Genomic DNA, 26,791 nt, shown 5'->3' with positions numbered 1-26,791 from the left:
GGCCGCTTTGCCTAGCGTCCGACCCGCGACTTCAGCCATCGGTCGAAGGCGACGGCAAGCACGAGAATCAGGCCGATGACGATGCTCTGCGTATAGGACGAGACATTGTTGAACTGCAGCCCGTTCTGCAGCACGCCGATGAGCGCTGCGCCGACGACCGTTCCGGTTATCGAGCCGACGCCGCCGAACAGCGACGTGCCGCCGATGACCACCGCCGAAATCACGGTCAGCTCGTAGCCGATGCCGGCCACCGCTTCCGACGAATTGAGGCGGGCGGAGAGCACGAAGGCGGCAAGACCGGCGAAGAAGCCGACGATGACATAGACCGAGACGAGGACACGGTCGACGCGCAGGCCCGACAGCCGCGCCGCCTCGGCATTGCCGCCGACCGCATAGACCGCCCGGCCGTAACGCGTGTAGCGCAGCACGATGTGGCAGAGGATGGCGGCGACGATGAAGATGATCGCCGGCACCGGGACCGGCCCGATCAGGCCGGTGCCGAACCAGCGCATGGATGCGTCGAAGCCGGAAATAGGCCCGCCATTGGAGATCGTCAGCGTCAATCCGCGGAAAATGGTGAGGCCGCCCAGCGTCACCACGAAGGGCGGCACCTTCAGCCGGGTGATGGCAAGACCCTGGATGCCGCCGCAGGCCGAACCGACAACGATCGCCGCGAGCAGCGCCGCGAGCCAGCCGTAGCCGGCCGCCTGCGACGGATCGAGCGACAGCGTGTTGGCCGCGCCGCCCTTGGCGACAACGGCGGCCACCATGCCGCAGAAGGCGAGCAGCGAGCCCACCGACAGGTCGATGCCGGCGGTCAGGATAACGAAGGTCATGCCCAGCGCGATCAGGCCGGTGATCGAGATCTGCCGCGTGATGTTGAAGAGGTTGATCGGGTCGATGAAACTCGGCTTCATGACGGTGAAGACAACCATCAGCGCGGCAAGGAAGATCAGCGGTCCGAAGCTGACGAGCAGGCGGGCGACGTTGACGCCGCTGCGTTGGTCCTCGGCGACGGTGGTGCTCATGCAGCCTCTCCCTGGCGCTGGTCGAGCGCCATCAGCGCCATCAGTTTTTCTTCATCGGCCTCGATCGCCGGCATCTCGCCGGTGATGCGTCCGCGCCGCATGGTGACGATGCGGTCGCTCACCGCCAGCACTTCCGGCAGTTCCGACGAGATCATCATGACGGCAATGCCGCGCGCCGCAAGCTGGACGAGTATCTGGTGGACCTCCGCCTTGGCGCCCACATCGACGCCGCGCGTCGGCTCGTCGACGATCAGCACCTTCGGATCGCGCGCCAGCCAGCGGGCGAGGATGACCTTCTGCTGGTTGCCGCCGGACAGGCCCTCGATCGCCTGCTCCGGCGAGGCCATGCGGATCGACAGCATCTTCTTGTAAGTGGCCAGCGCCGCGCGCTCCCGACGCTCAGCCATGAAACCCAGCCCGTTGCTGTACGAGCCGAGTGCGGCGACCGAAAAATTGTTGAGGATGCCGAGCGCGGCAAAGATCGCCTGGTGCTTGCGGTCCTCCGGCACGAGGCCGATGCCCAGTCGGATCGCGTCGGCCGGCGACGCCGGCGCGATCGGCTGGCCGTCGAGGCTGATCGTGCCGGCGGCGATGCGGTCGGCGCCGAAGATCGCCCTGGCAAGCTCGGTTCGCCCCGACCCGACCAGGCCGGCGACGCCAAGAATCTCCCCTGCCCTGAGGTCGAGATCGACGCCTTCCAGCACGATGGCGTGCGGCGCTTCCGGATCACGCACGGTGCGCAACCCGCGCACCGACAGCCGCACGTCGCCGGCGGTCCTGCGTTCGGTCGGCCGCGCATAAAGCTCCGACGCCGCCCGGCCGACCATGCGCTCGATGATACGCGGGATGGGGATGGGCCGGTCGTCGCGGGTCAGATGCCCCGCAAGCTTGCCATCGCGCAGCACGGTCATGCGGTCGCAAATGCCGGACGCCTCTTCCAGCCGGTGCGTCACGAACATGATGGCGACGCCGTCCTTGCGCAGCCGGTCCATGATCGACAGCAGCCTCTGCACCTCCGTCTCGGTGAGCGCCGAGGTCGGCTCGTCCATAATGATCAGCCGGCTCTCCAGCGACAGCGCGCGGGCGATCTCCACCAGTTGCTGTTCGGCCACCGAGAGGGCGGAAACCGGCGTCCTCGGATCGATCTTCAGGCCGACGCGGGCGATGATGTCGCGCGACTCCCGCTCCATCCGCCGCCAGTTGACCAGCCCCAAACGATTGATTGGCGCACGGCCGATAAAGATGTTCTCGGCGACGGTCAGCGTCGGGATCAGGCTGAGTTCCTGATAGATGGTGACGATGCCGAGCCGTTTTGCATCGTCGGGATTGGCCGGCTTGAAGGGCTCGCCATCGAAGACGATGCTGCCACTGGATGGTGGCTGCACCCCGGACAGGATTTTCAGCAGCGTCGATTTTCCCGCGCCGTTCTCACCGAGAAGTCCAAGAATCTCGCCACGGCGCACATCGAGCGACACGTCGCTCAGCGCGGTCACGCCTGCGAAATGCTTTGTAAGCCCCTCGACGGTCAGGAGCACGTCGGCTGGCGCGGTTTCTGCTACGGACATAACACCTCTGAAGCCACCGAGGATTGAGCCGACGGTTTCGACTGCGACAAGCGGCGGGCTAAGACAAGCATAGCCTGCCTGCGCGGACGCGAAACCAGCGCGGACTGTTGCATCGATGTGTGGCCAGCCGGCCGCCTGTCGCGGCCGGCAACCACGCATCGATGGTTCAGGCTACGGGCTATTTCGCCTCGCCGATGCGCTCCGCCTTGTCGAGATTGTCCTTGCCGATGACGACCGGCGTCAGCAGGACGAGCTTTTCCTTCGGCTCGGTCTTGTCCTTGGCGTAGGCGACGGCAATGCGGACCGCAGTGCGCGACTGCTCGCCCGGGAACTGCTCGACCGTGCCGGCGAGCTTGCCGTCGCGAACCGCGACGATGGCCTCCGGAAGTGCGTCAAAACCGTAGATCTTGACATCGTTGAAGCCGCGCGCAGCACATGCCTCGACGGCGCCGAGCGCCATGTCGTCATTGGCGCAGACGATCGCGTCCGGCTTGCCGTTGGCGGCGAGGCCGGCTTCGGTCACCGAGAGCGCCTCGGCACGGGCGAAGTTCGCGGTCTGCTCGAAGATGATCTGGTACTTATCCTTGAGCGGGTCGAGAATGTTGTGCACGCCCTTGTTGCGGTCGATCGCCGGGCCTGCGCCGGGCTGGCCCTGCAGGTGGAAGATTTTCGCGCCGTTCGGGAAGGCGTCGACCATGGCCTGCGCCTCGGCCTCGCCGCCCTTGACGTTGTCGGCGCCGACATGCGCCAAAATGCCCTCCACGCCGTCGACTCGGCGGTCGATCGTGACCACCGGAACTCCGGCCTGCACCGCCTGCTCGATCGCCGGCGCCAGCGCGTTGACGTCGAGCGGCGAAATGACGATCGCATTGACCTTCTGCACGATCGCCGCCTCGATGTCGGCCGTCTGCTTCGGCGCCGAATTCTGGCCGTCGCTCTCGATCAGGTTGACGCCCTGCGCCTCCGCCTCGACCTTGATCTGGTTCAGCATGTGCACGAAAAACGGAAAGCTCAGGCTCGGCACGGAACCGAGGACAGTCAGCTTGTCCTGGGCAAAGGCAGGTACGGCCACCAGTGCGCCGGCTGCAACGGACGACAGCAAGAACTCACGTCTGTTCATCAAAATCTCCTCCCAATGATCGGTGATCGCTGATCCTCCATCAGCGTAGCGTCGAAAAGCTAGCCAACGCCAAACGTTTGCGCAAGGCGAATGGCGGAGTTTGGGAGCAACAATCGATGGTGCAACGCAGCGAATTTCCGGCGTGTCGTGACAGCGGGCTGGCAGAAATCGGCGTAGACCACTCGCGGCCATCGGCGCCGATGTGGTAGGGGAACCGCAGGTGATCGTAGGAGAACGATGCGGATGCGGCGACTGCTTTTGACGATGATGGCCTTCGCGATGCTGGCCGGCTGCCAGAGTTCCGGCTCGCGCGGTTACGAGCCGGCGGAGTGCGACCCGCGCGCAACGGACAGCGGCATGTGTGTACCTGGCGAACTCCCACCGGAAGAATAAAGGGCTTCAGGCGACTGTGCGGATGCAGAGAACGAACGCGCGTCTGAAGCAGTTCTCGACTTAAGCAGCGTTGGAGGGCCGAGCGGGAATTGAACCCGCTGCGCCGGATTTGCAGTCCGGAGCGTCACCGTTCCGCCTTCGGCCCTCATGGGCGACGCCTTAGCTTGAATTTGCCGGCAGGCCAATGGCGGGAGAAGTCATTCTCCCGCATGCACCTAAAAAGGGTTCGGTCCGCCAGGCAACGCACAATCCAGAATGCTCAGGCGAACAGCACGCCTTCCGCCACCCTGACCGCCTGGCCGCCGATACGGGCGGCCTCGATCCTGCCCTTGGCGATGTCGATCTCCAGCCTGATGCGCGAGGGCCGGCCCATCTCCATTCCCTGTTCGATCCAATACTGCGATGAGCCGTCGACCGGCTTGTCAAAATGCGCGATGGCGCCGGCGAAAGCTGCCGCCGCCGATCCCGTCGCGGGATCCTCATAAGAAGGATTGCCCGGCACGAACATGCGGGCGTGGAATGCGCTGTCGTGATGCACCGTCTCGCGGCAATAGACATAGGCCGATGCCACCGCGCTGCCACTCTTGGCCGGGGAAATCTCCATCCAGGCGGCGTTGTCGAACCGTACCTTTGCGGCAACCTCCAGGCCGGACACCGGCACGGCCACGTAAGGCACGCCAGCGGTCCAGTACGATATGCGATGATTCTCGAAGCCGATCTCGTGCGGCCCGAGGCCGAGCGCCGCGGCGACCGCGCCCGCATCGGCCGAGAAGGACGGTGCTTCCGGCAATTGCGCCAGGCTGAACTCGGCGAACGCCGTGCCGCCCGAATGGCCTACGGCGCAGCGCACGGGCCCGATATTCTCCTCCAGCACAAAGATCGACGGTGCGCTGCTGCCCGACTGCTCGGCCAGCGCGATCGCCGTGCCCACGGTCGGATGCCCGGCAAACGGCATCTCGTAGTCCGGCGTGAAGATGCGCACCCGTGCCTTGTGTCGGGGGTCTTCCGGCGGCAGCACGAAGGTCGATTCGGACAGGTTGAACTCGCGCGCGATGCGCTGCATGGCGGCGATATCCAGCCCCTCGCAGTCGAGCAGCACGGCGAGCGGGTTTCCGGTCAGCACCTCGCTGGTGAACACGTCATAGACCACGTAACGGCGGCGTTGCATCGTTCAGACCTCTCCGGTCGCCTCAAGATGAGCGAAATTTAACTTGAAATAGCTCCGTATCCGCATGACCTGTGGAGACGAAGGGATTTTTTAGGTCGAAACTGCCGATAGTTTCGGAGGGAAGCCTACGCTCGGCGACGAGATGCGCGGAAAAGCGCTGAAGCCGACACAAAAGCGTCGGCCGAGCTGTTATTAGAGGCAGCCGCTTCAAGCCCTTCAGTCCTGTCGGCAGAGTTGATCCTGCATCATAAGGGGTCCGCGATGGACCAGATTGTCAATCGGCCACGCGCGGACAGCCCACCGTCCATCGAGGCCGCGCTCGACCTCGGCAGCCATGGCGGTTTCCGCTGGGGCCGGCTGTTGGTTCGCGTGCTTATCGCGCTGGTTGTCGTGGCCGGCCTCACCGCCGGTGCCTACTGGTGGAACAGCCCTTCGCAGACTCCAGTTTCTTTCGTCACCATGCCGGTGGCGCGTGGCGACCTGACCGTCGAGGTGTCGGCGACCGGCACGTTGCAGCCGCTGACCCAGGTGGACATTTCGAGCGAGCTTTCCGGCGTCGTCCGTTCCGTCGCAGTCAACGAGAACGATACGGTAAAAAAGGGTGACGTGCTCGCCGAACTCGACACGGTGCGCATCGCCGCCAATGTCGACCGCGCCGAGGCGTCGGTGAAGGTGTCCGAGGCGCAGGTCGGCCAGGCCGAAACGACGCTGAAGGAGGCCGAGCAGACGCTGGTCCGCGCCCAACAGCTCTCGGATCGCGGCATGGTCGCCCAGCAGGCGCTCGACACCGCGGTAGCCGCCCGCGACCGCGCTACCGCGGCCGTCGCGGTTGCCGAAGCGAACGTTGCCATCGCCCAGGCTGAGCTGAAACTGCAGCAGGCCGATTTGCAGAAGAGCACGATCTACGCGCCGATCGACGGCATCGTGCTGACCCGCTCGGTCGATCCCGGCCAGACGGTCGCCTCGTCGCTGCAGGCGCCGATATTGTTCGTCATCGCCGCCGACCTGAAGAAGATGGAGCTGAAGGCGGCGATAGACGAGGCCGACATCGGCGCGGTCCGCCACGGCCAGAAATCCCGCTTCACCGTCGATGCCTTCCCCGACCGCCCCTTCGACGCGGAAATCCGCGACATCTCCTTCGCCTCGGTGACGACGGAAGGCGTCGTGACCTATGACGCGCGCCTCGACGTCGATAACGACGAACTGCTGCTTCGGCCGGGCATGACCGCCACCGTCGCCGTGGTGACACGCGAGGCCAAGGATGTGCTCACCATTCCGAGCGCCGCCTTCCGCTACAGCCCGCCGGCGCAGGCGACCGAAATCGGCTGGAGCCTGCAAAAACTGTTCATGCCGCGCATGGGCCGTCCGCGTGGCAACCGCCCGACCGCGCGAGAGCCCGATGGCCTGCGCACCGTCTACGTGCTGCATGACGGCCAGCCAGAAGCGGTGCGCGTCAAGACCGGCTCGACCGATGGCGAGAACACCGAGATTCTTTCCGGCCTCACCGAAGGCGACAAGGTCATAACCGGCGCTCGCGAGGCGCGCGGCTGATGGCTTCGGGCGAAAGCACGCTGATCCGCTTCGACGACGTCTGGAAGACTTATGGCAAGGGCGAAGCGAAGGTGCATGCGCTGGCCGGCGTGTCGTTCTCGATCGCTCGCGGCGAGTTCGTGGCGATCATGGGGCCGTCCGGCTCCGGCAAATCGACGGCAATGAACATCGTCGGCTGCTTGGATACGCCGACAGGCGGCCGTTACGGTTTTCTCGGCGCCGATGCCGGCCGGCTCGACCGGGCGCGCCGCGCCACGCTGCGCAACCGCTATATCGGCTTCGTCTTCCAGGGCTACAACCTGCTTGCCCGCACAACCGCCGCCGAGAATGTCGAGCTGCCGCTGATCTATCGCGGCGTGCGCTCTTCCGAACGGCGACAGCTTGCCATGCGGGCGCTGGCCGAGGTCGGCCTCGAAGGCCGCGAGCATCATACGCCCGCCGAACTCTCCGGCGGCCAGCAGCAGCGCGTGGCGATCGCCCGCGCCATTGTGACCAGGCCGACGCTTGTGGTCGCCGACGAGCCGACCGGCAATCTCGACACGGCGCGCAGCCACGAGATCATGAACCTGCTGACGCGCCTGAACGAGGAATTCGGACTGACCATCGTCATGGTCACGCATGAACAGGACGTCGCCGACTATGCACATCGCACCATCGGTTTCCTCGACGGCCATGTCGCCTCGGACCGGCTGAAGGCGGAGGCTGCCTGATGCTGCTGGAAACCATCCGCCTGGCGCTGCGTTCGGTCCGCCGCAACGTGCTGCGCTCCTTCCTCACCTTGCTCGGCATCGTCATCGGCGTGGCGGCCGTCATCGCCATGCTCACCATCGGCAGCGGCACCACCGAGAAGGTGAAGTCCGATATTTCACGGTTGGGCAGCAATCTTCTGGTTGTCCGCGCCGCAAGGCCCGACCGATCAGGCTCAACATCCTTTACGCCGCGCAAGCTTGACGAGAAGGATGTGGCCGGTCTCGTCGCCGGGCTGACCTCGGTGCGTGCTGTTTCGGCCGAGGCACAGAGCACGGTACGTGTCGTCTTCGGCGCGCAGAACGTATCAGCCAGCGTCAGCGGCACCGACATCGGCTATTTCACCGCACGCGACTGGAACGTCGCGCTGGGCCGCATCTTCACCGAATCGGAGGTGCGGGGCGGCACCAATGTCTGCCTCGTCGGCCAGACGGTGCGCGACCAGTTCTTCGGCGCCGGCGATCCCGACGGCCAGTCGATCCGTGTCGGCAAGATGAGCTGCCGGGTCATCGGCGTTCTGGAAAGCAAGGGCACGTCCGGCTTCGGTCAGGACCAGGACAATGTCGTTCTGATGCCGCTCGAAACCTACCAGCGCCGCATCGCCGGCGACCGCGACATCGACACCATCTACGTCTCGGCGCTGGACGGCGTCGCGACATCCGAAGTGCAGGACGAAATCGAGACGATCCTGCGCGAGACTCGCCGCATCGCGCCGGGCGCTGACGACAATTTCGACGTGCGCGATATGACCCAGATCGCCGACGCGATGGCCAGCGCCACGGCGACCATGACCGGCATGCTCGGCGCGGTGGCCGGCGTCAGCCTGCTGGTCGGCGGCATCGGCATCATGAACATCATGCTGGTGTCGGTCACGGAACGCACGCGCGAGATCGGCATAAGGCTCGCCATCGGCGCGCATGAGCGTCACATCCTCGTTCAGTTCCTGGTCGAGGCCACTGTCCTGTCGCTGCTCGGCGGACTGATCGGCATCGCCATCGGCCTTGCGCTGGCCGGGGCCGCGTCTCTGACGCTGTCGATCCCGTTCGCGCCGAGCCTCGCCGTCATCCTGTTGGCCGTCGGCTTCTCGGCACTGATCGGCATGGTGTTCGGCTTCTTCCCGGCACTGCGCGGCGCCCGCCTCGACCCGATCGTGGCGCTGCGGCACGAATAGGCAATCTGTTCGAGAACCTGTAAAGAAGGCGAAGCAATCCGTTTCGCTTTCAGCAAGCCCTCTTCACATAGACCTTGCCGTCCTGCACGATGCCGACCGTACAGATCACCTCGTCATAGACCTTCTTCCGCCACTCATCCCGGGTGGCAACGATCTGAGCATCTATCTGCGCGGCACAGACGTCTTTCGAAACGCCGGCCAGGCAGATGTTTGCGGAACTGCGCCAATAGTCCTGCTCGGCCTCATACAAATAGGCGGGGACTCTCCTTATTCTCTCGACATATCGATCCCGCAGCCGCGGCATCATGCTCGCTGCGTAGCGCAGACGCATCAGGTCACGTGCCGCGGCAAGCGGGTGGCGATCGTTGGGGTCGGGCTCCAGACGCAGCGCAAAGGCGTTCACGGCCGGATTTTCGGGGGAAGCTATGCATTCGAAATAGCCTGAAGACAGATAGTGCAGCGCAAGGCGCCTGAAATCGTCCGAGGATTCGAAGGGATATCGAAAAAGCACAAAATTGATGATGTCGCTCAAAAGCGCCTTTTCGGCAGGCTTCATGTCGGGAACGGCTGGCCCTCCGGCACCGATCGCGCTGAAATAGGCTACATAGGCAGCGTATTTTTGTGCTCTGGGATCGTCGTATCGCTGCGTGCCGCCACTGTTCGTCCCGGCGATCTCCACCGACCTGATTTTTTCGTCGTAAGGATCGAGCCCGAGATCCGGCATTGCGACGCAGAAGCCCGGAAGAACCCGCGGCTCAGCCGCATAAGCCTCCTTGGCCAGCAAGGGCAACGACCACAATACGACGGACAGAATGCAGAGACGGATCGACGCCGCGGCCGGTCGCCCGACAGACAGGTAGGCAAGGTTTGGCAAGGCCCGCCCCAAAAAGGTTTGCTGCCGAGAATGTAAGAACTGCCGGCCAGCTCCGCCACGCCCCCGACCGCGTCAACTTATTATCCGGCAAAATGCCAGTCGATGATCGCCTTCATGTACGGCATCACGCCAGCGGGAAGGTCGTCGCCCTTGCGGATGATGACGGCGCCGTCGATCTCGGATTGTTCTTCGCTCGCCACGAAGCGGGCGATGCGCCGGGCAATCTCGTCGGCGGTTTCGTCGAGATAGCAGCGGCGGAAGATCACCGTCGCGCCATCCTGCGAAAACAGATGGTAGCGCGGATCGTGCGGCGTGGCCGAAATGTCGAGGCCGGTTTCCTCACCCACCTCGCGCGCCATATTCGCTTCAACATCGACCAGCCCGTCGCGAAAGTCGAACGGCTCGAACGAGCCGGCCGCGAAATAGATGCGGCCGGCATTGGCCGTGTGGCCGGCCATCCGGATCGCCACCAGCGCGCCGTCGCTGGAGACCAGCGCCGCATGGGCGAAGGCGTGTTCGGCGCCCGGCGGACGGTTGCGCCGCCAGTAGAGCAGCGTCGCATAACGCACCGCGTGGCAGCGCCCGGTCAACCGCGCCTCGGCATAGGCGAGTTCGGACAGCAAAACGATGGTGCCGTCGAACAACGCGGGATTGGCTGAGACTTCGCGTTGCCAGTTCGCTTCGATCGCCTCCGCATTGGCGGCCTCGAACGGATGTTGGCCAGGATCCAGCCGCACCTCTATGGCCGAGACCGGAACGATTGAATTGCGGGGGATATCGAACATCCGGTTTTCCAATCTCAATCCACCGCGACCGGCCGTGGAAAGAGTTCCCGCAACACCGGCTCGTACAGGTAGCTCAGGCTTCTCGCGGCCGTGGCCGTGAGATGATCGGAGTCCGTGTACAACGGAATCCCGTCGTCGTGAGTTGCGCGGCAACGACCGTCCTTGCAAAATGCCGGAAACGGATCGACGATCGCAGCACCGTGCTTCTCCGCTTCCGCGGCTAGAATCTTGCGGGCCAGCGCCTGCCTTTTCTCGGTGTAGGACCATGGGGGCGCAATATCGGTCGAGCTACCGGTCATCACCGCCCTGGCAAGCGCCTCCGGTACAAAGCGCCCCATTTCCGGTACGTCCATCACCAGCACGACCTGTATTCCCCGCTGTTTGAGATTTGCGAGAACACCATCCATCGCCTCTACGATCGGGCCGGACCGATCGTCGACCGGCGGCGGCACCGACGGGTCGAAATAGATGCCCTGGTTCGGCAGTTCGGAGTCGTGAAAATACTTTGGCCAGTAAGCGATCATGAAAACGACAGGGATTCGCCGGGCATCGATCAGGTCAAGCACCGCCGCATTCAAATCCCTGCAGTGATCGGTGATGCGACGGCTTGGCAGTTCCACGTCCGGAAGCGGCGGGCAGCCTGCCTGGCCAGCAAAGACACCCTGCACACCGGCTTGCTTGGCCGCGACATCGATCGCCGGCGCCATGGACGCCGCATGGGAATCGCCCCACACGAGAAACCGGGACTCGGAACCGGGAGTTCCCATCGGGCAAAGCTTGCCAGCCCTGATATTCGCCGCCGAAGGTCCCTCCCCTTCCCCGCCGAAACATTGTGGTTCGGAAAAGCGACTTTTGTCGAACGTGGCGTTGTAGATCTGGCTGGCAAACGACGGGAGCCGTCCGGGAACACCTCGGTCTGCGACCACATGAGCGGCAAAGACAGACGCCGCGGTGACGGCGGCCGCAGCGCCCGCGAACAGCGGCACACGACGAATCCGGCTCGTATGCCCGCGAAACGGGCGCTCGACGAAACGCCACGAGATCACCGCCGCGACAAACGAGGCGACGGTGATAAGGCCCCCTTGGACAAGGGTTAGTTCTGGCCCGCTAAAATAGCGCGTGAAAACAACGATAGGCCAATGCCAGAGATACATTGAATAGGAAACGAGGCCGACAAACACCAAGGGCGGGGCGCGCAGGAGAAGACTGGCAGGACCTCCTGATGTTTGACAGTGAATGATGAGTGCCGCCCCCACGCACGGAACGAGTGCTGTGAGACCCGGAAAGACAGTGGCGTCGCTGTAGGTGAATACCGCGAAAGCGATGAGAACAACACCCGCGGCAGCCAGGGCTTCGCGTATAAGCGGATGCGACGCCTTCGGAACCACGTTGAAGGCGAGCATGGCTCCCAGCAACAATTCCCATATCCTGTATTGCGACAGGTAGAAGGCAGCCTCGGGCTTTTGATAGACGGTCCATGCGCTGGCCGCCAGGGAAGCGACCAGAACCAGCAGCAGGACGAGTGCTGTTCTTCGCGGCGCAAGCCAGCCGAGCAGCATCAGCACCAGCGGAAAGACGATGTAGAACTGCTCCTCGACGGCCAACGACCAAGTATGAAGCAGTGGTTTCGTTTCGGCGGCAATGTCGAAATAGCCGATCTCCCGCTCGAACCGATAGTTCGAGATGAACAAGGCCGCATCTCTGACGCTGCGTGCGAAGTAGATGAATTCGTTCGGCATGAAGACAAACCATGCCATCACGGCACAGGCCGCGATCATGACGAAGAGCGCTGGGAAAATACGCCGGACGCGGCGTTCGTAGAAACGCAGAAGGCTGAATTCGCCGCGCTTCATCTCACCGGTGATCAGCGATGCCATCAGATAGCCGGAGATGACGAAAAACACGTCGACGCCGACAAACCCGCCGGCAAAGCCTGGAATTCCGGCGTGATAGAAGACGACCGGCAGTATCGCGAGTGCCCGAAGTCCGTCGATATCAGCCCTGTAGCCCGACCGCTCCCGAGCCTCGGAAGGACCAAAAGTTTCAGGCTGAATTCTTTGCTGCAGATTCAAGACGCGGTTCACCTGGGTTCCCAGTGCCGATCAGGCTGTGGCCCGCAGCCAGCCACATCGCGGCGATGTTCACACGGAGACGAAGAAAACATGGCAGAAATACCAATCCTCAAGCCATATCGAGCGTAACGGCGACGGGGCAGTGATCGGACGCCTTCGGGCGGTCCCAGCCGATGCGCGGAAACCGCTCGACCTGCTGTCCCGGCGGGAAGATGGTGCGCCAGGGCTGGCCGCCTCGGATAATGTCGGGAACGGCCGTGGAATTACGCTTCGCCAGCGACGGCGACAAGAGCAGATAATCCAGTTGGCAGAGATGCCGCTCCTGCGGCCCGCGCGTATGATAGAGCGTCCAGCGCTCCAGTTCCGGCCGGCGCTCGACGATGTTCTCGGCAAATCCGTCGGCCAGCAGGACATCCAGCGCCGAGCCCTGCTCGTCCACCACGGTGAAATCGTAGCCCGGGTCCTCGTCGCCGCCGATGACGATGCGCTGGCGATAGTCGTTCAGGTCGCCGCAGATCACCCAGCGCTTGGAGCCGGCATGGTCCTTGCTGAACCGGCTCTCGACGATGTGGCGCACCGCGCGCGCCTCGGCAAAACGCACTGGCATGGTCGCGTCGCGGCCGGGAACGCCCTCGCGCGGCCCGCCCATCGACTTGAAATGCACCGCATAGACGGTCAGCGGCTGGCCGCCGATACGGACATCGATCTCCAGGCAGTCGCGGCGAAAAATGCGCTCGTTCGGCTCGATGCCAAGTGCGGCAAGCTCCGGCGTATACAGGCCGAGTTCACCGTAGGTCAGCGGCGCATGGCTGTTCATGCGCACGAACTCGATCGGCTGGCCGTCGCGCGTCTGTTCGCGCATCATCACGGCGACGTCGATGCCGCGCGTGTCGTTGCCGGCGGTGGTGAATTTCTGGCGATAACCCTGCCCCACCATCTTGAACAGGTAGCCGTATTCGAAGGCCTTCAGCGCTTCGATGTTGTCGACCTCCTGCAGGCAAAGAATGTCGGTGCGCGTCGCCGCGATGGCCAGCGCCGTCAATTGGCGCGTGTCGTCGGTGTGGGCGATGGTCCGAGCCTGCTCCAGCATCCGGTACTCGGCCTCGTCCCTGATCTGGAACAGCGACAGCGTCCGGTCCTGCTGCAACTGGTTGCGGAAGCCGGAGAAGTCGAACCTGTTCATCAGGTTCTCGACATTGAAGGTGGCGAGGCGGAAGGACATGCAGGCGCTTGTGCCTGCTGGCGTCGGCGAAGACAAGCCCGCGCCATGCCAAGGGAACCGGAACCGTTCATCGCGCGTTCATCGTGCCCGTCCTACGATTGCCTTCATCAGCACATCAAAACGGGCAGCGGGGCTGCATTTTCGTTTCTGGAGACCGGAGATGATTACCGTATTTTCCAACCTTGCGCGCGCGGGCGTGATTGCGCTCGGCGTGCTCACCGCCGCGACGTCGGGTGCGGGATCGGCGCCGGTCGGTCCCATTATGCCGCAATACCCGCAAGCGCCGGGCGGCACGACGGCCGGTGCAAACCTGCCGGCCGAACTCGTGCAACACCGCCAATGGCGTGGCAATCGCGGATGGCGCGGCGGCAATCGCGGATGGCGTGGCGACCGTGGATGGCGCAATGGCAACCGCGCCTGGCGTGGCAACCGCGAGTGGCGTGGTGGCCGCTATTGGCGGGGTGATCGCGGGTGGCGCGGTGGCCGCTATTGGCATGGCAACCGCGGATGGCGTTACGATCGCCGCTGGGCCCGCCGCAATTACTGGCGAGACCCATACTGGTACGGCGGCTCCGGCCTCTACCTCGGCTTCGGCGCACCGTATTGGGGCTATAACAACTGGGGCTACAACAACTGGGGTTATGGTTCGGGCTATTATGCGCCGGCCTATCGCGCGCCGGTGAGGGCAACGACCCACACCGAATGGTGCTATGCACGCTATCGCAGCTACCGCGCCTACGACAACACTTTCCAGCCTTACCATGGGCCAAGGCGGGAGTGCATTTCACCGTTCATCTGAACGGCATCACATCTGAAAATGGCCGAGCCGGCGCAGTTCCCCGCTGCGCCGGCTCGTGCGTTGTCCGCTGGCTCCCCCGCCGGCGCCGGCCGGATCAACGCAAAGCTGGGCGTCAGTCGAACGAAACGCCCAGTGCGGTCATCGTGCGCCAGCGCACGGTGGCTCGGCGGGCGTGATCCTCGCCGGAGATCAGCAGGTCGAACTGAGATGGAATTGCCGACGTGTCGCCGAAGGTGAGCCGCGCTCCACTATCGGAAACGTTGCGCACCACACATTCGAACGAGCCATAGCCCTTGTTGAAGGTGAGCCTCGCGCCCTTGAGCACGCGCCGGCGCTCGATGCCGCGACGGTCGGTAAAGACCTGCCCGTCAAGGCCGATGGATTTCTCGGTGATCGGTGTCATTGCACAGCCTCCGCGATCAGATGCGAGAGGCCGAGCAAGAACGGGGCCAACGGCATTGTGTCCCAAGATAGGACATCTGAAAAAAGTGCGGCCCCGATCGGATGATCGGGGCCCCTTCGTCCGGTAGAGCCGGAATGCTTAGTTCTTCGCCTTGTCGACCAGCTTGTTCTTGGAAATCCACGGCATCATGCCGCGCAGCTTTTCGCCGACCTGCTCGATCTGGTGGGAATCGTTCATGCGGCGAATGCCCTTGAAGCGCGACAGGCCCGACCGGTATTCCTGCATCCACTCGCTGGTGAATTTTCCGGTCTGGATGTCCTTCAAAACACGCTTCATCTCGGCCTTGGTCTCGGCGGTGATGATGCGCGGGCCAGACACATACTCGCCCCACTCGGCCGTGTTGGAGATCGAATAGTTCATGTTGGCGATGCCGCCCTCATAGATCAGATCGACGATCAGCTTCACCTCGTGCAGGCACTCGAAATAGGCCATTTCGGGCGCGTAGCCGGCTTCCACCAGCGTCTCGAAACCGGCGCGGATGAGTTCCACCAGGCCGCCGCACAGCACCACCTGCTCGCCGAACAGGTCGGTCTCGCACTCTTCCTTGAAGTTCGTCTCGATGATGCCCGAGCGGCCGCCGCCGACGCCGCAGGCGTAGGAGAGGGCGAGATCGAGCGCATTGCCCGAAGCGTCCTGGTTGACCGCGACCAGACACGGCACGCCGCCGCCCTTCTGGTATTCGCCGCGCACGGTATGGCCAGGGCCTTTCGGCGCCACCATCACCACGTCGACGGAAGCCTTCGGCTCGATCAGGCCGAAATGCACGTTGAGGCCGTGGGCGAAGGCGATCGCCGCGCCGTCGCGGATGTTCGGCGCGATCTCGGCCTTGTAGATGTCGGCCTGCAGCTCGTCCGGCGTCGCCATCATCATCAGGTCGGCCCATTTCGCCACGTCGGCGACGCTCATCACCTTCAGCCCGTCGGCCTCGACCTTCTTGGCCGTCGCCGAACCGGCCTTCAGCCCGATCGCGATGTCCTTGCAGCCGCTGTCCTTGAGATTGAGCGCATGCGCCCTGCCCTGGCTGCCATAGCCGATGATGGCGACCTTCTTGCCTTTGATCAGATTGAGATCGGCGTCGCGATCGTAATAGACACGCATTTCGGTTTCCTTCCCGTTACAAGATGTCTGGCCGGTCTCACCGGCCGGTTTGTGCTCCGTAGAGAGCGAGAAACTGCCGCGTCGCCTCGCCCGCGTCGCGGGCGATCTCGGCGGCAGTCAATTTCAGCCGGTCGCCGAGCAGCAGCCGGATCTGAACGTCGCGGGCAACCAGCCCGAAAAAGGTGCGGAACGCTGTTTCAGCGTCGTCGAAGACGAGCAAGCCGGCATCGCGCCCGGCCTCCAGCACCGGCTTCAGCCGCACGGCCAGCGCGAAGCGGCCATTCTCCAGCACGATGGCGCCGAGATTGGTCTTGGCCGAACCGGCATGACTGACCGCGACGCGGTTGAGCGCGATCGAGGTTTTCGAGGAGATGACGGTCAGCCAGTCCGAGGCGAACCGCTCGAGGCTGTTGGTCAGCGAGAACAGGGCAATGCGCTCGCGGCCGAGCGGTTCGACCCGCACATGCGAAGCCTGCCAACGCACCGTGGCCGTCAGCAGCCCGTCGCGGTCGCCGAACCATTTGTAGAGCGTTTCCTTGGAGCACGAGGCACGCCGCGCCACCGCCGTCATGGTCAGCGCGTCACCCTCCTCGACCAAAAGCGCCAGCGCCGCATCGAGGACCGCCCTCTGGCGTTCCGTCGGCGCTTCTCCGCTCTGGGTTTCGGATGCTAGCTGCAACACGCGTCTTTCCGCCTGCAACGGCCGCCTGGCAAAGCGTACCGTACGTTACGGTTCTGCCCATAGCAGTGACACGACCTGCGCGCAAGTGTCGATTGTTGAATCCGGCTGCTTGGAGCTACTGTCCCTTACGCCCATGCAGCCAAGCCTGGTCTTTTGAAAGCGGCCAAAAGACAGAGTGAGAGAAGAGAGTGACAGTTCGCGAGACCGACGGCCAGAGCGCGCGGATGGATCAATTGCCGATTTCCGCTCGCGTCAAAGCTGGCCGCCACATCCTGCGTGCCGCCAAGTATATCTATCTCGCTGCCGTCGGCATGCTGATGTTGTTCGCGGCCGACTACGCATTAATCTGGCTACCAGCTCTTTATAAGCTCATGAGTCCCATAATGTTCGTTCTTGGCGCTCAGATAACTGTTCCGTGCATATTGATCGCCACAACCATTCTGACAGAAGCGAGCCTGCGAGGTCCGGCGATCACAATCAGCCGCCAAGGCTTTCTCGACAACAGGTCCGGTCTGGACGTGCGTTGGACCGACGTCAGGAGCATACAATTCATCGGTGCGGAATACGACGGCCGCGCAGGCGTTACCCTCGGATTGCGCGATAAGAAGCTGGTCCCCGCCTCAGGATGGCGAATGCATTTCTTTCGTCTACGCACGGGAAGCAACGAAATACACTGCCCGCTCCTCGGATTGGACGAACATCAGATCTACCTCGCCCAGTTGATGGCCTCGTTGGTCGAGCAAGGGGGAGGAGTGACCCGAAAAAAGTTCACCCCGACACTGGGCTGGCGAGAGTGGTTGAAACAGTTCCTCGCCCGATGGAAACGCTAGCGCAGCCACCTCGTCCGAGTCCCCAACGACCTTCGCCCTCACGCCACCGCAAAACTCGCCTTGATCAGCTTCTCCACCTGCGAGCGGCGGATGGTCGAGCGGCCGTTGGCTTCGTGCATGAAATTCTCGCGCTCGGCCGCGCGGTCGCCAAAGACGTGGTCGCATCCGGCGCCGTGGCCGATCTCGTGAACCAGATCCATCATGTCCGGGTTGCCGGTCGGAAAGATCAGGCAGCCCGGCGTCACCAGCCTGAACCATTCCGGCGTGATGCCGTAGCCGCGATGCTCGTATTGGCAAAACACCGCCGGCATCACCACCGAAAAACCGCAGCGGCCGCGGATCTGTTCGTTCACCCGCCGCCGCAGCGCCTCATAGGCTTCCTTGCGGTGCGGAATGGGCGCGGTGATGTCGCCCAGAAGGTTGCCGCCGCCCTTCTTGCCGTCCTCGGGCCATACGCGGAGGTCGATATTGTAGCGGTCGAGGACTTCCCTCGCCTTGCCGACCGTGCCCCGGTCGTCGGCGACATAGTAGGTGGCCGCGTAAAGCACGGCGATGTTCAGCGACACCCGCGTCGGGCTGCGCCAACTCGTATCTTCGCTCATCCTGGTCATTCCCGCTCGAAACAATCGGAAGCCGGCTGATAGGCTTCGTCTGTTTCGGCGCTTTGCCGTTCGGCGCGGCTTGTGTGGCTTGTGTTTCGGTCGCCGAGGGATTCAGCTTTCCGACTGCGGATGCCGCAACCGGCCGAGCAGCACACACAAGGTCAAAAGTTCGTCCGCCGCGAGTTTGCTGCCGAGTTGCTCGTCGATCACCTTGCCGTAGACCGACCACATGCGGCGGCGCAGGTCGCGCCCCTGGCCGGTGATGCGCACCGTCTGCCCACGGCCGTCGTCGGCAACGTCCAGCTTTTCGATCAGCCCTTCCGTCTCCAGCCGGGCGAGCAGCCGCGAAACGCTGTATTGCGCAAGCAGCATCCGGTCGATCAACTGGAACGGACGCATCCCGTCCTCCCCCGCCTGCGCGATCTCATGCAGGGCGTCGTACCAGGCAAGCGGCGGCAGGCCCTCCGCCTTCAATGCGTCCTCCGCCGTCTCGAGAAACTGCCGCGAAACACGGTGCAGCCGCGCCCAGGCGGCGATGGCCTCATCCGAAGGTGTCTTTGCCTTGGTCATGCCGGCTGTCTATCAAATAGATGCAGATGCATCAACCTTGACGATCGATGCGATTGCATCTATATCGATGCATATGCATTAACCCATCGTGTAGGTGACCCCATGAGACATGAAATCTGCAAACTGGCCGACGTGCCAGAGACCGGCACGCTCGTCGCGCCGTTCTTCGGCCGCGAGGTCCACGTCTATCGTTCCGGCGGGCGCATCCGCGCCGCAGCCAATGTCTGCCTGCATTTCGGCGGGCCGCTGGAATGCCGGGACGGCAAGCTCGTCTGCCCCTGGCACGGCGCGGCTTTCGACATGGACAAGGGAGATCGCGTGGAAGGCCCCGCTCCCAAAAACGCGCGCCTGATGTTCCTGTCGACCCGCGTCGAGAACGATGCGGTCACCTATGTCTGGGGAGAGTGACATGGCCGCCCTCACCCTGGTCAGCCATCATCTGTGCCCCTACGTCCAGCGAGCCGCGATCTCGCTTGCCGAAAAGGAGGTGCCGTTCGAGCGCGTCACAATCGACCTTTCGGACAAGCCCGACTGGTTCCGCCGCGTCTCGCCGCTGGGAAAAGTGCCGCTGCTGCTGGTGCGTGAAGCCGGCGAGGAAACGGCGATCTTCGAATCCGCCGTCATCCTCGAATTCCTGGAAGAGACGCAGCCAAACCCCCTGCATCCGGTCGACGCCGTCACGCGGGCTCGCCATCGTGCCTGGATCGAATTCGGCTCGGCGATCCTCAATGCGATCGGCCGGCTCTATTCCGCGCCGACGCAAGCCGCCTTCCCAGCCGAAGCGGAAGCACTTTCGGCGATGTTCGGCCGCGTCGAGACCGAACTGGCGGATGCCGGTCACGCGGGACCCTGGTTCGCCGGCGAGGATTTTTCGCTGGTCGACGCCGTCTACGGCCCGGTCTTCCGTTATTTCGACGTGTTCGACACGCTCGGCGACTTCGGCATCCTGTCCGGAATGCCGCGCATCGCGGCGTGGCGGAAAGCGCTCGCGTCCCGCCCGTCGATCGCCGGCGCGGTCACGCCGGACTATCCGCGGCGCCTGCTTGCCTTCCTGCGCGCAAAGGATTCGCACCTTGGGCGGCTTGCGCGGGCGCAAGCGTTCGCCACCTGACCTCTTCCAGCCCGGCCGCCGCGAACGGATCGACCAGCGTCCCCGCGACCATCGAGCCCAACAGGCGCGGCGCGGGAGGAATTCTTGCCAGCGACGCCACCAGCCGATCGCGCATGAAAGGCAGCAGCGCCGAATCCGACTGATAGAACGGCGTGAACATGCGCGACAGCGCCTGGAAGACGCGGACTTGCAGGCGCCGGGCGCGAACGTAGAGTTCCAGCGCGTCGTCGACATTCCGCGCCGAGGCAACGGCATGAGCCAGTGCCGCCGCATCCAGCAGCGCCATGTTCGCGCCCTGCCCGAGCTGCGGGCTGGTCGAATGCGCGGAATCGCCGATGACCGCGAGCTGCCGCCCCGCCGGCCGCATCAGCGTGTGGTGGCCGTAGCGCGCCAGCACAAGCTGGTCGAAACCGTCGATCTGGTCGGTGAAGGCCCTGCAATCGGCCCATAGCGAAACAAGCCTGTCCTTCCACGCATCGATGCCGGCCGCGCGCACGCGCTCGGCGTCGGCCGGCTTCAGGCTCCAGAAGAAGGCGGCCATGTCCTCCGCATCGGCTTGCGGCCGCCCGATCGGCAGCACGCCGATCATCACGCTGGCCTTGTCGTAACGCTGCAACAACGCATGCGGGTCGAACCCGTCGCGCCATTTCAGCGAGGCCCAGAACGCGCCATAGGCGAGCGGTTTTGGCTCGCAAGTGGCATCCGCCCGCCGGCGCAAGGTCGATCGCGTTCCCGAAGCGTCGACCACCAGATCGAACGGCCCGATCGCTTTCCCGTCACCCCCGAGCAGCATGGCGCGTTCGCAACCGGCATCGATGTCGGCAATTTCTATCCCGGTCTCGATGGCGATCCCTTCGCGCACCACCGCGCGATGCAGAACGCCGAACAGCGCCGCCCGATGCACCGCAAGCCCGAAGCTGCCACCGGCCCGCGCATCGTAGCGCACGTCGAGAACCGTTCGCCCGGTTTTCGCATCGGCGCCAAAAAGACGGTCGACCCGCGCCCCGAGCGACAGGATTTCATCGAGCAGCCCGAGATGGTGAAGCACCGTCAGCCCGGTCGGCTGCAGGATGAGGCCCGAGCCGAGCGGCTTGGGTTCATCGAAACGCTCGAAGATCGAGACATGGTGGCCGGCGCGCTTCAATAGCAATGCGGCAGCGAGTCCGGCCGGGCCGGCGCCGACGATCGCGATAGCCAGCCGTGCGCCCTGCATCACCGCGAATCAGGTCTGGGAAGTATCGAAGACACCGCGCGCAGCGCGCACCGCGCCGTGGTTCAGCTCCGCCCACTGGATCAGCCTTTGCAACGGCTCGAACATCGAACGCCCGAGATCGGTCAGGCTGTACTCGACGCTCGGCGGTTTTGTCGGAAACACCTCGCGCCGCACATACCCGTCGCGCTGCAGATCGTGCAGCGTTTGCGTCAGCATGCGCTGCGAGATGTCGGGCACCAGCCGGCGCAGTTCGCCGAAACGATAGGGTTGTTCGGCCAGCGCCATCATCAGCAGCGAACTCCATCGCCCACTCAGGGTCTGGATGACGTCACGCACCGGGCAGTTGGCAAGCCCCGCGCCGCCGCTCTCGGCCTTATAGATCTCAAGCTTCGCCCGCAGATTGGCCTGCCTTGCGTCCATGGGTGGTTGCCTGCCTGTGCCTACCTCCCGAAAAACTGCCTTCTTTACAGTCTCCGGTCAAACCATAATTTAGTGCTGCTCTCAAAAAGAGACCATCAATCAGGACTGCACAATGACCGACACGATTTTTATCACCGGAGCCTCCGGCAAGCTTGGCCAAGGCGTCATCCACCACCTGCTGGAACGCGGCGTCGCGCCGTCGAAAATCATCGCCGGCACCCGCAATCCGGACAAGCTTGCCGACCTCGCGGCCAGGGGCGTCACAGTCCGCGCAGCGGATTTCGATGACAAGGCCGGGCTGGTCAAGGCATTTGCCGGCGCGGACACCGTCCTGATCATCTCGACCGATGCGCTGGACGGCGCCGGCACCCGCCAGCGGCAGCACCTCACGGCCGTAGAAGCCGCCGCCGAGGCAGGCGCGAAGCGCCTCGCCTACACCTCGCTGCCCGTGCCGGAAACCTCGAAGGTCAGCTTCGCGCCCGACCATCTGAACACCGAGAAGGCGGTGAAGGCGACCGGCCTGCCCTACCTCATCTTCCGCAACAACTGGTACCAGGAGAACCTGTTCCTGGCGCTGCCGCACGCCTTCGCCAGCGGCCAGTGGTTTACGTCGGCCGGCGATGGCCGCACCGCCTTCGTCGCCCGCGACGACATCGCCGCCGCAATCGCCGGCGCGATTGTGAATTGGCCGGCGCAGAGCACCACATACACGCTGACCGGCACCGAAGCGCTCACCAACGAGGAGGTCGCTAAACTGGCCAGCGCGGCCGTCGGCAAGCCGCTTCAGGTCGTCAGCCTGACCGACGAGCAGTTGGCGGGCGGCATGAAGGCGGCGGGCCTGCCCGAAGGGTTCATCCCGACGCTGGTCTCCTTCGACACCGCCGCCCGCGCCGGCGATCTTGCGGTGATCACCGGCGATGTGGAATCGCTGTCCGGCCGCAAGTCGAAGCCGCTGACGGCGTTTCTGGAGGAGAACAAGGCAGCCCTAGGCTAAGCCAAGCCAGGGATCGCTCAAACCCGCACCCGTTCCACCAGAAAATCGAGGAAGGCGCGCACCCGCGACGGCAGGTGTCCGCCCTGCCCGACGAAGATGGCGTGGATCGGGTCGGTGTCCCCGGGATTGAACTCTTCCAGCACCGGCACCAGCCGGCCGGCCTTGATGTCCTGCCGGAGATGGAATTCTCCGAGCCGGGCAATGCCCAACCCCGCTAGCGCCAGCGCGCGCATCGCCTCGCCGTCGCTGACCAGCGCATTACCCAGCGGCGGCACATAGATCACCTGCCCGGTCTCGTCCAGAAACGGCCAGCCCTCGATCAGCCTGATAAAACAGAAGCCCAGCCGGTTGTGCTTCATAAGATCGGCCGGGTTTTTCGGCTCGCCATGCCGCCGCAGATAGTCGGGCGAGGCCACCGTGAGGTTCCGGGTTTCGCCGAGCTTGCGGGCCAGCAGGCTGGATTCGCGCAGCGGCCCAACCCTTATCGCCACGTCCGCGCGCTCCTCGAGAAGATCGACGACCGCGTCGGTCAGCGTCACGTCGACGCTGATGTCGGGATGGCGGGCCAAAAAGTCCGGCACCAGCGGCAGCAGATAGTGCAGCCCGAAGGCGATGTTGCAATTCACCCGCAGGCGGCCGCGCGGCGCCGATCCCGATGCCGCCTCGCGCTCCGCCGTTTCAAGGTCGCTAAGGATGCGCATCGCCCGGTCGTGAAAGGCCACGCCTTCCGGCGTCAGTTGCAGCTTTCGCGTCGAGCGGTTGATCAGCCGCACGCCGAGCCGCCGCTCCAGCCGCGCCACCAGCTTGCTGACGGCGGAAGGCGTCATGCGGAAATCGCGCGCCGCAGCCGAAAAACCTCCCAGTTCCACGACGCGCGAAAAAACTTCCATCTCGCCGGATCGGTTGACGTCGAGGCGCGCCATAGTGAAATCAACTCACAAGTGATGTTCCGTTCGGCAGGCTAGTTCACCGAACTTCCGATGTCCACTTTCAGGCGCGACACAGCTTCTTGAAAGGCCAGATCGTGCCCCTAGCTCTTTATGCCCTCACCGCCGGCGCCTTCGGCATCGGCGTCACCGAATTTGTCATCATGGGCCTGCTGCTCGAAGTCGGCGCCGATCTCGGCGTGTCGATCTCGGCTGCGGGTCTGCTGATCTCCGGCTATGCGCTGGGTGTCGTCGTCGGTGCGCCGCTGCTCGGCGCCATCGCCGGCCGCTGGTCGCGAAAGACGCTGCTGATGGGGCTGATGGTGGTCTTCACCCTCGGCAACCTCGCCTGCGCGCTCGCCCCCGACTACTGGACGCTGATGGCGGCGCGCGTGCTCACCGCCTTCGCCCACGCCTCGTTCTTCGGCGTCGGCTCCGTGGTCGCCACCGGCCTTGTCGCCCCGAACCGAAAAGCCTCGGCCATCGCCATCATGTTCACCGGCCTCACCGTCGCCAATATTCTGGGCGTTCCGTTCGGCACCTGGCTCGGCCAGGCCTATGGCTGGCGCTCTACCTTCTGGGCCGTCACTCTGGTCGGCGTCGCCGCCTTCGCCGTCATCGCCCTTCTGGTGCCACGCGACCGGCCCGCGCCGCGCGAGCAGTCGTCGGAAAACGCGCTTGCCGTGCTCTCCCGCCGTCCTGTCCTGCTCGGCCTGCTGACCACCGTGCTCTCCTGGGTCGGCGTCTTCGCCGCCTTCACCTACATCGCGCCGATCCTGACCCAAGTAACCGGCTTTTCCGAAAGCGCGGTCTCGCCGATCCTGCTGGTGTTCGGCGCCGGGCTGGTCGCGGGCAATCTGCTCGGCGGAAAACTGGCCGACCGCCGACTGGTGCCCGCCATGCTCGGCAGTCTCGCGGCGCTCGCCGTCGTGCTGTTCGCGATGAGGTTCGCCATCCACCAGCCGATTGCAGCCGTGATCTCCGTTGGCTTGTTCGGCGCCGCCGCCTTCGCCACCGTGCCGCCCTTGCAGATGTGGCTGTTGGAAAAAGCCGACGGCGCCGGCCAGGGGCTGGCCTCCAGCTTCAACATCGCCGCCTTCAATCTCGGCAACGCCATCGGCGCCTGGCTGGGCGGCGCGGTCATCGATCACGGTCCGGGTCTCGGCGCGGTCCCATTGGTCGCCGGCATCGTGCCGGTCGCCGCCCTCGGCGTGGCGCTACTCGCTATCCAGCTGGAGAGGCGCAGCGCCAGCGTCGACGCATCTCCCGCGCTGCCCTGCCCGGCGGAATAAATTCAGCAACCCTTTCAGGAGCCATCACCATGGAATACCGCAATCTCGGCGCATCCGGCCTCAAGGTGCCAGTGCTCAGCTTCGGAGCCGGCACCTTCGGCGGCTCCGGCCCGCTCTTCAGCCATTGGGGCACGACCGACGTCGAGGAAGCCCGCCGCCTCGTCGACATCTGCCTCGAAGCCGGCGTCAACCTGTTCGACACCGCCGACGTCTATTCGAACGGCGCTTCGGAAGAAGTGCTCGGCGAGGCGATCAAGGGCCGGCGCGATGCCGTCCTGATCTCCACCAAGGCCAGCCTGCCGATGGGCGACGGCCCGAACGACTGGGGTTCCTCGCGCTCGCGGCTGATCCGTTCGGTGGAGGCTGCGCTGAAACGGCTCGGCACCGACTGCATCGACATTTTCCAGTTGCATGCCTTCGACGCCTCGACACCGGTCGAGGAAGTCGTCTCGACGCTCGACCGTCTCGTTCAGGACGGAAAACTCCGCTACATCGGCGTCTCGAATTTTTCCGGATGGCAGATCATGAAGTCGCTCGCCGCCGCCGAAAAACATGGCTGGACCCGCTACGTCGCCAACCAGGTCTATTACTCGCTGGTCGGCCGCGACTACGAATGGGACCTGATGCCGCTCGGAAAGGACCAGGGACTCGGCGCGCTGGTCTGGAGCCCACTCGGCTGGGGCCGCCTGACCGGCAAGCTCCGCCGCGGAAAACCGCTTCCGCAAGGCAGCCGCCTGCACCAGACTGCGGATTTTGGCCCGCCGGTAGACGACGAGTTGCTGTACCGCGTGGTCGATGCTTTGGAACAGGTCGCGACTGAGGCCGGCAAGACCGTCCCGCAGGTGGCGATCAACTGGCTGATCCAGCGGCCGACCGTTTCTTCCGTCATCATCGGCGCCCGCAACGAGGAGCAGCTTCGCCAGAATCTCGGCGCGGTCGGCTGGTCGCTGACGAAGGAGCAGATCGAAAAACTCGACGCGGCCAGCACCGTCACCGCACCCTACCCGCATTTCCCCTACCAGCGGCAGGAAGGTTTTGCCCGCCTCAACCCGCCGCTTGCCGGATGAAGTCCTGAAAGCTCACACGTAGGCAGCCGGTTCCAGCAGGCGCGCCCTGCAATTCAATGCCACCCGCCGGGACGGTTCGAGAATGTCCCGGCTTGGGCTTCCACATCCGGAGCCAGAACTCGGCCTGAATCCGGAACAGTTTTACAGGTCTATCTGGCCGCCCGAGAAAACGGCTGGATTGTCTATAGCACCCCACTCCGGCTCGTCGGGCCACCTCTTCCCCTGAGAGGAGTCCATCGGATTCAAACATCTTGCCGCGTTGGGCTTCCCTTCGCGTGATTATGCGCGATTTCCTGCACCGGCTTTGCTTCTTCGCCGTCGAGGCATGGATTCCCGACACTCTCCGCTCGCTTCGCTCGCTCACAAGGTCGAGAATGACGACACCATGGGCAGCCCAGCCAATCACCGACGTTGAAGACTAGCGGAAGCGTCCCATGACTGTCGTCATTCCCGACCTCGTGAGCGAGCGAAGCGAGCGGAGAGTGTCGGGAATCCATGCCTCGGACTTGATGACGCCAGGGCCGGTACAGAAGATTCCGCACTTGATGCGCAGTCGAAATCCAACGTCAATATGTGAAACGCCACAGCCGCTGGCGGAGAGAGATGTCCGGCGGGACAGTCCGAAGGATGCCCAGAGGAGGTGAGACGGTCTAACTGAAAGCCGCCGGCAGCACCCCTTGGTCATGCTTGTCACGCCAAAATCCACCAGGCCTGCCGCCAAGGCTCTGATTTCACTTGCTTTTACAAGCATGACCTTCTTCCCGGCCGAGCCCTTGCGTCCACCCGGAAAGGTACCGGAGCGGGCCGCCATGTCCCGAAAAGTCGCGTTTTTCCAATGCGTTGTGCGGGAGGGTATAGCGTTTCAAAGATTATTATCCTAGGATTATTTACATCCATGCCGACCAATGCTATGATCCCTGCCGCCTGTGTTCGAAGGAGGGCGGCGTTGGACGAGAGTGGACCAATCGAGACTAACCGGGAGGCGCTGAAGCGCATCCTCGTGATGCTCGTCGGCATGGCCGAGATGG

At 64.1% G+C, this 26,791-nt stretch carries 27 protein-coding genes and 1 tRNA gene; 11 read left to right on the top strand and 17 right to left on the bottom strand.

The features are described from left to right. Nucleotides 1–11 precede the first annotated feature (11 nt). The 3 genes from ACH196_RS20660 to ACH196_RS20650 form a co-directional block, all read right to left on the bottom strand. Complete coding sequence (locus ACH196_RS20660; protein ID WP_396648814.1) at nt 12–1,028, bottom strand: ABC transporter permease; 1,017 nt, start codon at nt 1,026–1,028, stop codon at nt 12–14. Beyond that, nucleotides 1,025–2,593, bottom strand: coding sequence for a sugar ABC transporter ATP-binding protein (locus ACH196_RS20655; protein ID WP_396648813.1), 1,569 nt, complete (start codon nt 2,591–2,593; stop codon nt 1,025–1,027). The genes ACH196_RS20660 and ACH196_RS20655 overlap by 4 nt, the downstream gene beginning before the upstream one ends. 178 nt (nt 2,594–2,771) lie before the next feature. Continuing rightward, nucleotides 2,772–3,713 carry a substrate-binding domain-containing protein gene (locus ACH196_RS20650; protein WP_396648812.1) on the bottom strand — a complete coding sequence of 314 codons (942 nt, stop codon included), beginning with the start codon at nt 3,711–3,713 and terminating at the stop codon, nt 2,772–2,774. 243 nt (nt 3,714–3,956) lie between these two features. Between ACH196_RS20650 and ACH196_RS20645 the strand changes: the two genes are divergently transcribed. Continuing rightward, nucleotides 3,957–4,106, top strand: a complete 150-nt coding sequence (locus tag ACH196_RS20645; protein ID WP_396648811.1) for a hypothetical protein — start codon at nt 3,957–3,959, stop codon at nt 4,104–4,106. 71 nt (nt 4,107–4,177) lie between these two features. Here ACH196_RS20645 and ACH196_RS20640 read toward each other — a convergent pair. After that, nucleotides 4,178–4,251 (bottom strand) — tRNA-Cys (locus ACH196_RS20640). Nucleotides 4,252–4,365: 114 nt separating this feature from the next. After that, the gene (locus ACH196_RS20635) at nt 4,366–5,274 is read right to left on the bottom strand and encodes a PhzF family phenazine biosynthesis protein (RefSeq protein WP_396648810.1); all 909 of its coding nucleotides are present in this window, start codon (nt 5,272–5,274) and stop codon (nt 4,366–4,368) included. Between the two features lie 261 nt (nt 5,275–5,535). Between ACH196_RS20635 and ACH196_RS20630 the strand changes: the two genes are divergently transcribed. The 3 genes from ACH196_RS20630 to ACH196_RS20620 are packed head-to-tail and all read left to right on the top strand — an operon-like array spanning nt 5,536 to nt 8,743. Continuing rightward, nucleotides 5,536–6,825, top strand: coding sequence for an efflux RND transporter periplasmic adaptor subunit (locus ACH196_RS20630; RefSeq protein ID WP_396648809.1), 1,290 nt, complete (start codon nt 5,536–5,538; stop codon nt 6,823–6,825). Then, on the top strand, nt 6,825–7,535 hold the full coding sequence (locus ACH196_RS20625; RefSeq protein WP_396648808.1) for an ABC transporter ATP-binding protein: 711 nt from the start codon (nt 6,825–6,827) through the stop codon (nt 7,533–7,535). The genes ACH196_RS20630 and ACH196_RS20625 overlap by 1 nt, the downstream gene beginning before the upstream one ends. Then, nucleotides 7,535–8,743, top strand: a complete 1,209-nt coding sequence (locus ACH196_RS20620; RefSeq protein ID WP_396648807.1) for an ABC transporter permease — start codon at nt 7,535–7,537, stop codon at nt 8,741–8,743. Before ACH196_RS20625 ends, ACH196_RS20620 begins: the two co-directional genes overlap by 1 nt. Before the next feature lie 49 nt (nt 8,744–8,792). Here ACH196_RS20620 and ACH196_RS20615 read toward each other — a convergent pair whose 3' ends face one another. The 4 genes from ACH196_RS20615 to ACH196_RS20600 all read right to left on the bottom strand — a co-directional run bounded on the left by ACH196_RS20615 (nt 8,793) and on the right by ACH196_RS20600 (nt 13,696). Next, nucleotides 8,793–9,527, bottom strand: coding sequence for a hypothetical protein (locus tag ACH196_RS20615; RefSeq protein ID WP_396648806.1), 735 nt, complete (start codon nt 9,525–9,527; stop codon nt 8,793–8,795). Between the two features lie 170 nt (nt 9,528–9,697). Continuing rightward, nucleotides 9,698–10,402: a hypothetical protein gene (locus ACH196_RS20610; protein WP_396648805.1), complete on the bottom strand. Its 705-nt coding sequence runs from the start codon at nt 10,400–10,402 to the stop codon at nt 9,698–9,700. A gap of 14 nt (nt 10,403–10,416) precedes the next feature. Then, the gene (locus tag ACH196_RS20605; protein WP_396648882.1) at nt 10,417–12,456 is read right to left on the bottom strand and encodes an acyltransferase family protein; all 2,040 of its coding nucleotides are present in this window, start codon (nt 12,454–12,456) and stop codon (nt 10,417–10,419) included. A 127-nt stretch (nt 12,457–12,583) separates the two neighbouring features. Next, entirely contained in the window at nt 12,584–13,696 is a 1,113-nt protein-coding gene (locus ACH196_RS20600; protein ID WP_396648804.1) for an endonuclease/exonuclease/phosphatase family protein, read from the bottom strand. Between the two features lie 160 nt (nt 13,697–13,856). On the opposite strand from ACH196_RS20600, the gene ACH196_RS20595 reads away from it, so the two are divergent. After that, complete coding sequence (locus ACH196_RS20595) at nt 13,857–14,495, top strand: BA14K family protein (protein WP_396648803.1); 639 nt, start codon at nt 13,857–13,859, stop codon at nt 14,493–14,495. Nucleotides 14,496–14,607: 112 nt separating this feature from the next. On the opposite strand, the gene ACH196_RS20590 is transcribed toward ACH196_RS20595, so the two are convergent. The 3 genes from ACH196_RS20590 to ACH196_RS20580 form a co-directional block, all read right to left on the bottom strand. Then, nucleotides 14,608–14,898: a PilZ domain-containing protein gene (locus ACH196_RS20590; RefSeq protein WP_396648802.1), complete on the bottom strand. Its 291-nt coding sequence runs from the start codon at nt 14,896–14,898 to the stop codon at nt 14,608–14,610. A gap of 138 nt (nt 14,899–15,036) precedes the next feature. Then, complete coding sequence (gene ilvC / locus ACH196_RS20585; protein WP_396648801.1) at nt 15,037–16,056, bottom strand: ketol-acid reductoisomerase; 1,020 nt, start codon at nt 16,054–16,056, stop codon at nt 15,037–15,039. A 37-nt stretch (nt 16,057–16,093) separates the two neighbouring features. Further along, nucleotides 16,094–16,738, bottom strand: a complete 645-nt coding sequence (locus ACH196_RS20580; RefSeq protein ID WP_396648800.1) for a TetR/AcrR family transcriptional regulator C-terminal domain-containing protein — start codon at nt 16,736–16,738, stop codon at nt 16,094–16,096. Nucleotides 16,739–16,926: 188 nt separating this feature from the next. Between ACH196_RS20580 and ACH196_RS20575 the strand changes: the two genes are divergently transcribed. Continuing rightward, on the top strand, nt 16,927–17,568 hold the full coding sequence (locus ACH196_RS20575) for a hypothetical protein (RefSeq protein ID WP_396648799.1): 642 nt from the start codon (nt 16,927–16,929) through the stop codon (nt 17,566–17,568). A 38-nt stretch (nt 17,569–17,606) separates the two neighbouring features. Here ACH196_RS20575 and ACH196_RS20570 read toward each other — a convergent pair whose 3' ends face one another. Next, on the bottom strand, nt 17,607–18,170 hold the full coding sequence (locus ACH196_RS20570; protein WP_396648798.1) for a hypothetical protein: 564 nt from the start codon (nt 18,168–18,170) through the stop codon (nt 17,607–17,609). Between the two features lie 111 nt (nt 18,171–18,281). Further along, nucleotides 18,282–18,740, bottom strand: a complete 459-nt coding sequence (locus ACH196_RS20565; protein WP_396648797.1) for a MarR family winged helix-turn-helix transcriptional regulator — start codon at nt 18,738–18,740, stop codon at nt 18,282–18,284. A 102-nt stretch (nt 18,741–18,842) separates the two neighbouring features. Here ACH196_RS20565 and ACH196_RS20560 point away from each other — a divergent pair, with 102 nt between their 5' ends. After that, entirely contained in the window at nt 18,843–19,148 is a 306-nt protein-coding gene (locus ACH196_RS20560; RefSeq protein WP_396648796.1) for a Rieske (2Fe-2S) protein, read from the top strand. Between the two features lies 1 nt (nt 19,149). Continuing rightward, nucleotides 19,150–19,851: a glutathione S-transferase family protein gene (locus ACH196_RS20555; RefSeq protein ID WP_396648795.1), complete on the top strand. Its 702-nt coding sequence runs from the start codon at nt 19,150–19,152 to the stop codon at nt 19,849–19,851. On the opposite strand, the gene ACH196_RS20550 is transcribed toward ACH196_RS20555, so the two are convergent. Continuing rightward, on the bottom strand, nt 19,757–21,064 hold the full coding sequence (locus ACH196_RS20550; RefSeq protein ID WP_396648794.1) for an FAD-dependent oxidoreductase: 1,308 nt from the start codon (nt 21,062–21,064) through the stop codon (nt 19,757–19,759). The two genes, ACH196_RS20555 and ACH196_RS20550, sit on opposite strands and share 95 nt — an antisense overlap. A gap of 9 nt (nt 21,065–21,073) precedes the next feature. Next, nucleotides 21,074–21,484, bottom strand: a complete 411-nt coding sequence (locus ACH196_RS20545; protein ID WP_396648793.1) for a winged helix-turn-helix transcriptional regulator — start codon at nt 21,482–21,484, stop codon at nt 21,074–21,076. A 112-nt stretch (nt 21,485–21,596) separates the two neighbouring features. Between ACH196_RS20545 and ACH196_RS20540 the strand changes: the two genes are divergently transcribed. Then, the gene (locus tag ACH196_RS20540; protein WP_396648792.1) at nt 21,597–22,478 is read left to right on the top strand and encodes an NmrA family NAD(P)-binding protein; all 882 of its coding nucleotides are present in this window, start codon (nt 21,597–21,599) and stop codon (nt 22,476–22,478) included. Between the two features lie 17 nt (nt 22,479–22,495). Here ACH196_RS20540 and ACH196_RS20535 read toward each other — a convergent pair whose 3' ends face one another. Beyond that, nucleotides 22,496–23,401 (bottom strand): LysR family transcriptional regulator, encoded by a 906-nt coding sequence (locus ACH196_RS20535; RefSeq protein ID WP_396648791.1) that lies wholly within the window; start codon nt 23,399–23,401, stop codon nt 22,496–22,498. A 101-nt stretch (nt 23,402–23,502) separates the two neighbouring features. Between ACH196_RS20535 and ACH196_RS20530 the strand changes: the two genes are divergently transcribed. Both ACH196_RS20530 and ACH196_RS20525 read left to right on the top strand, forming a co-directional pair. Further along, the gene (locus ACH196_RS20530) at nt 23,503–24,696 is read left to right on the top strand and encodes an MFS transporter (RefSeq protein ID WP_396648790.1); all 1,194 of its coding nucleotides are present in this window, start codon (nt 23,503–23,505) and stop codon (nt 24,694–24,696) included. Between the two features lie 29 nt (nt 24,697–24,725). Next, complete coding sequence (locus ACH196_RS20525) at nt 24,726–25,763, top strand: aldo/keto reductase (RefSeq protein ID WP_396648789.1); 1,038 nt, start codon at nt 24,726–24,728, stop codon at nt 25,761–25,763. Nucleotides 25,764–26,791 lie beyond the last annotated feature (1,028 nt).

The organism is Mesorhizobium sp. IMUNJ 23232, from assembly GCF_044326205.1.
Classification (GTDB): Bacteria; Pseudomonadota; Alphaproteobacteria; order Rhizobiales; family Rhizobiaceae; genus Kumtagia.
Note: the sequence above shows the minus strand (reverse complement) of the source record. Positions and strands in the feature narration are given on the sequence as shown.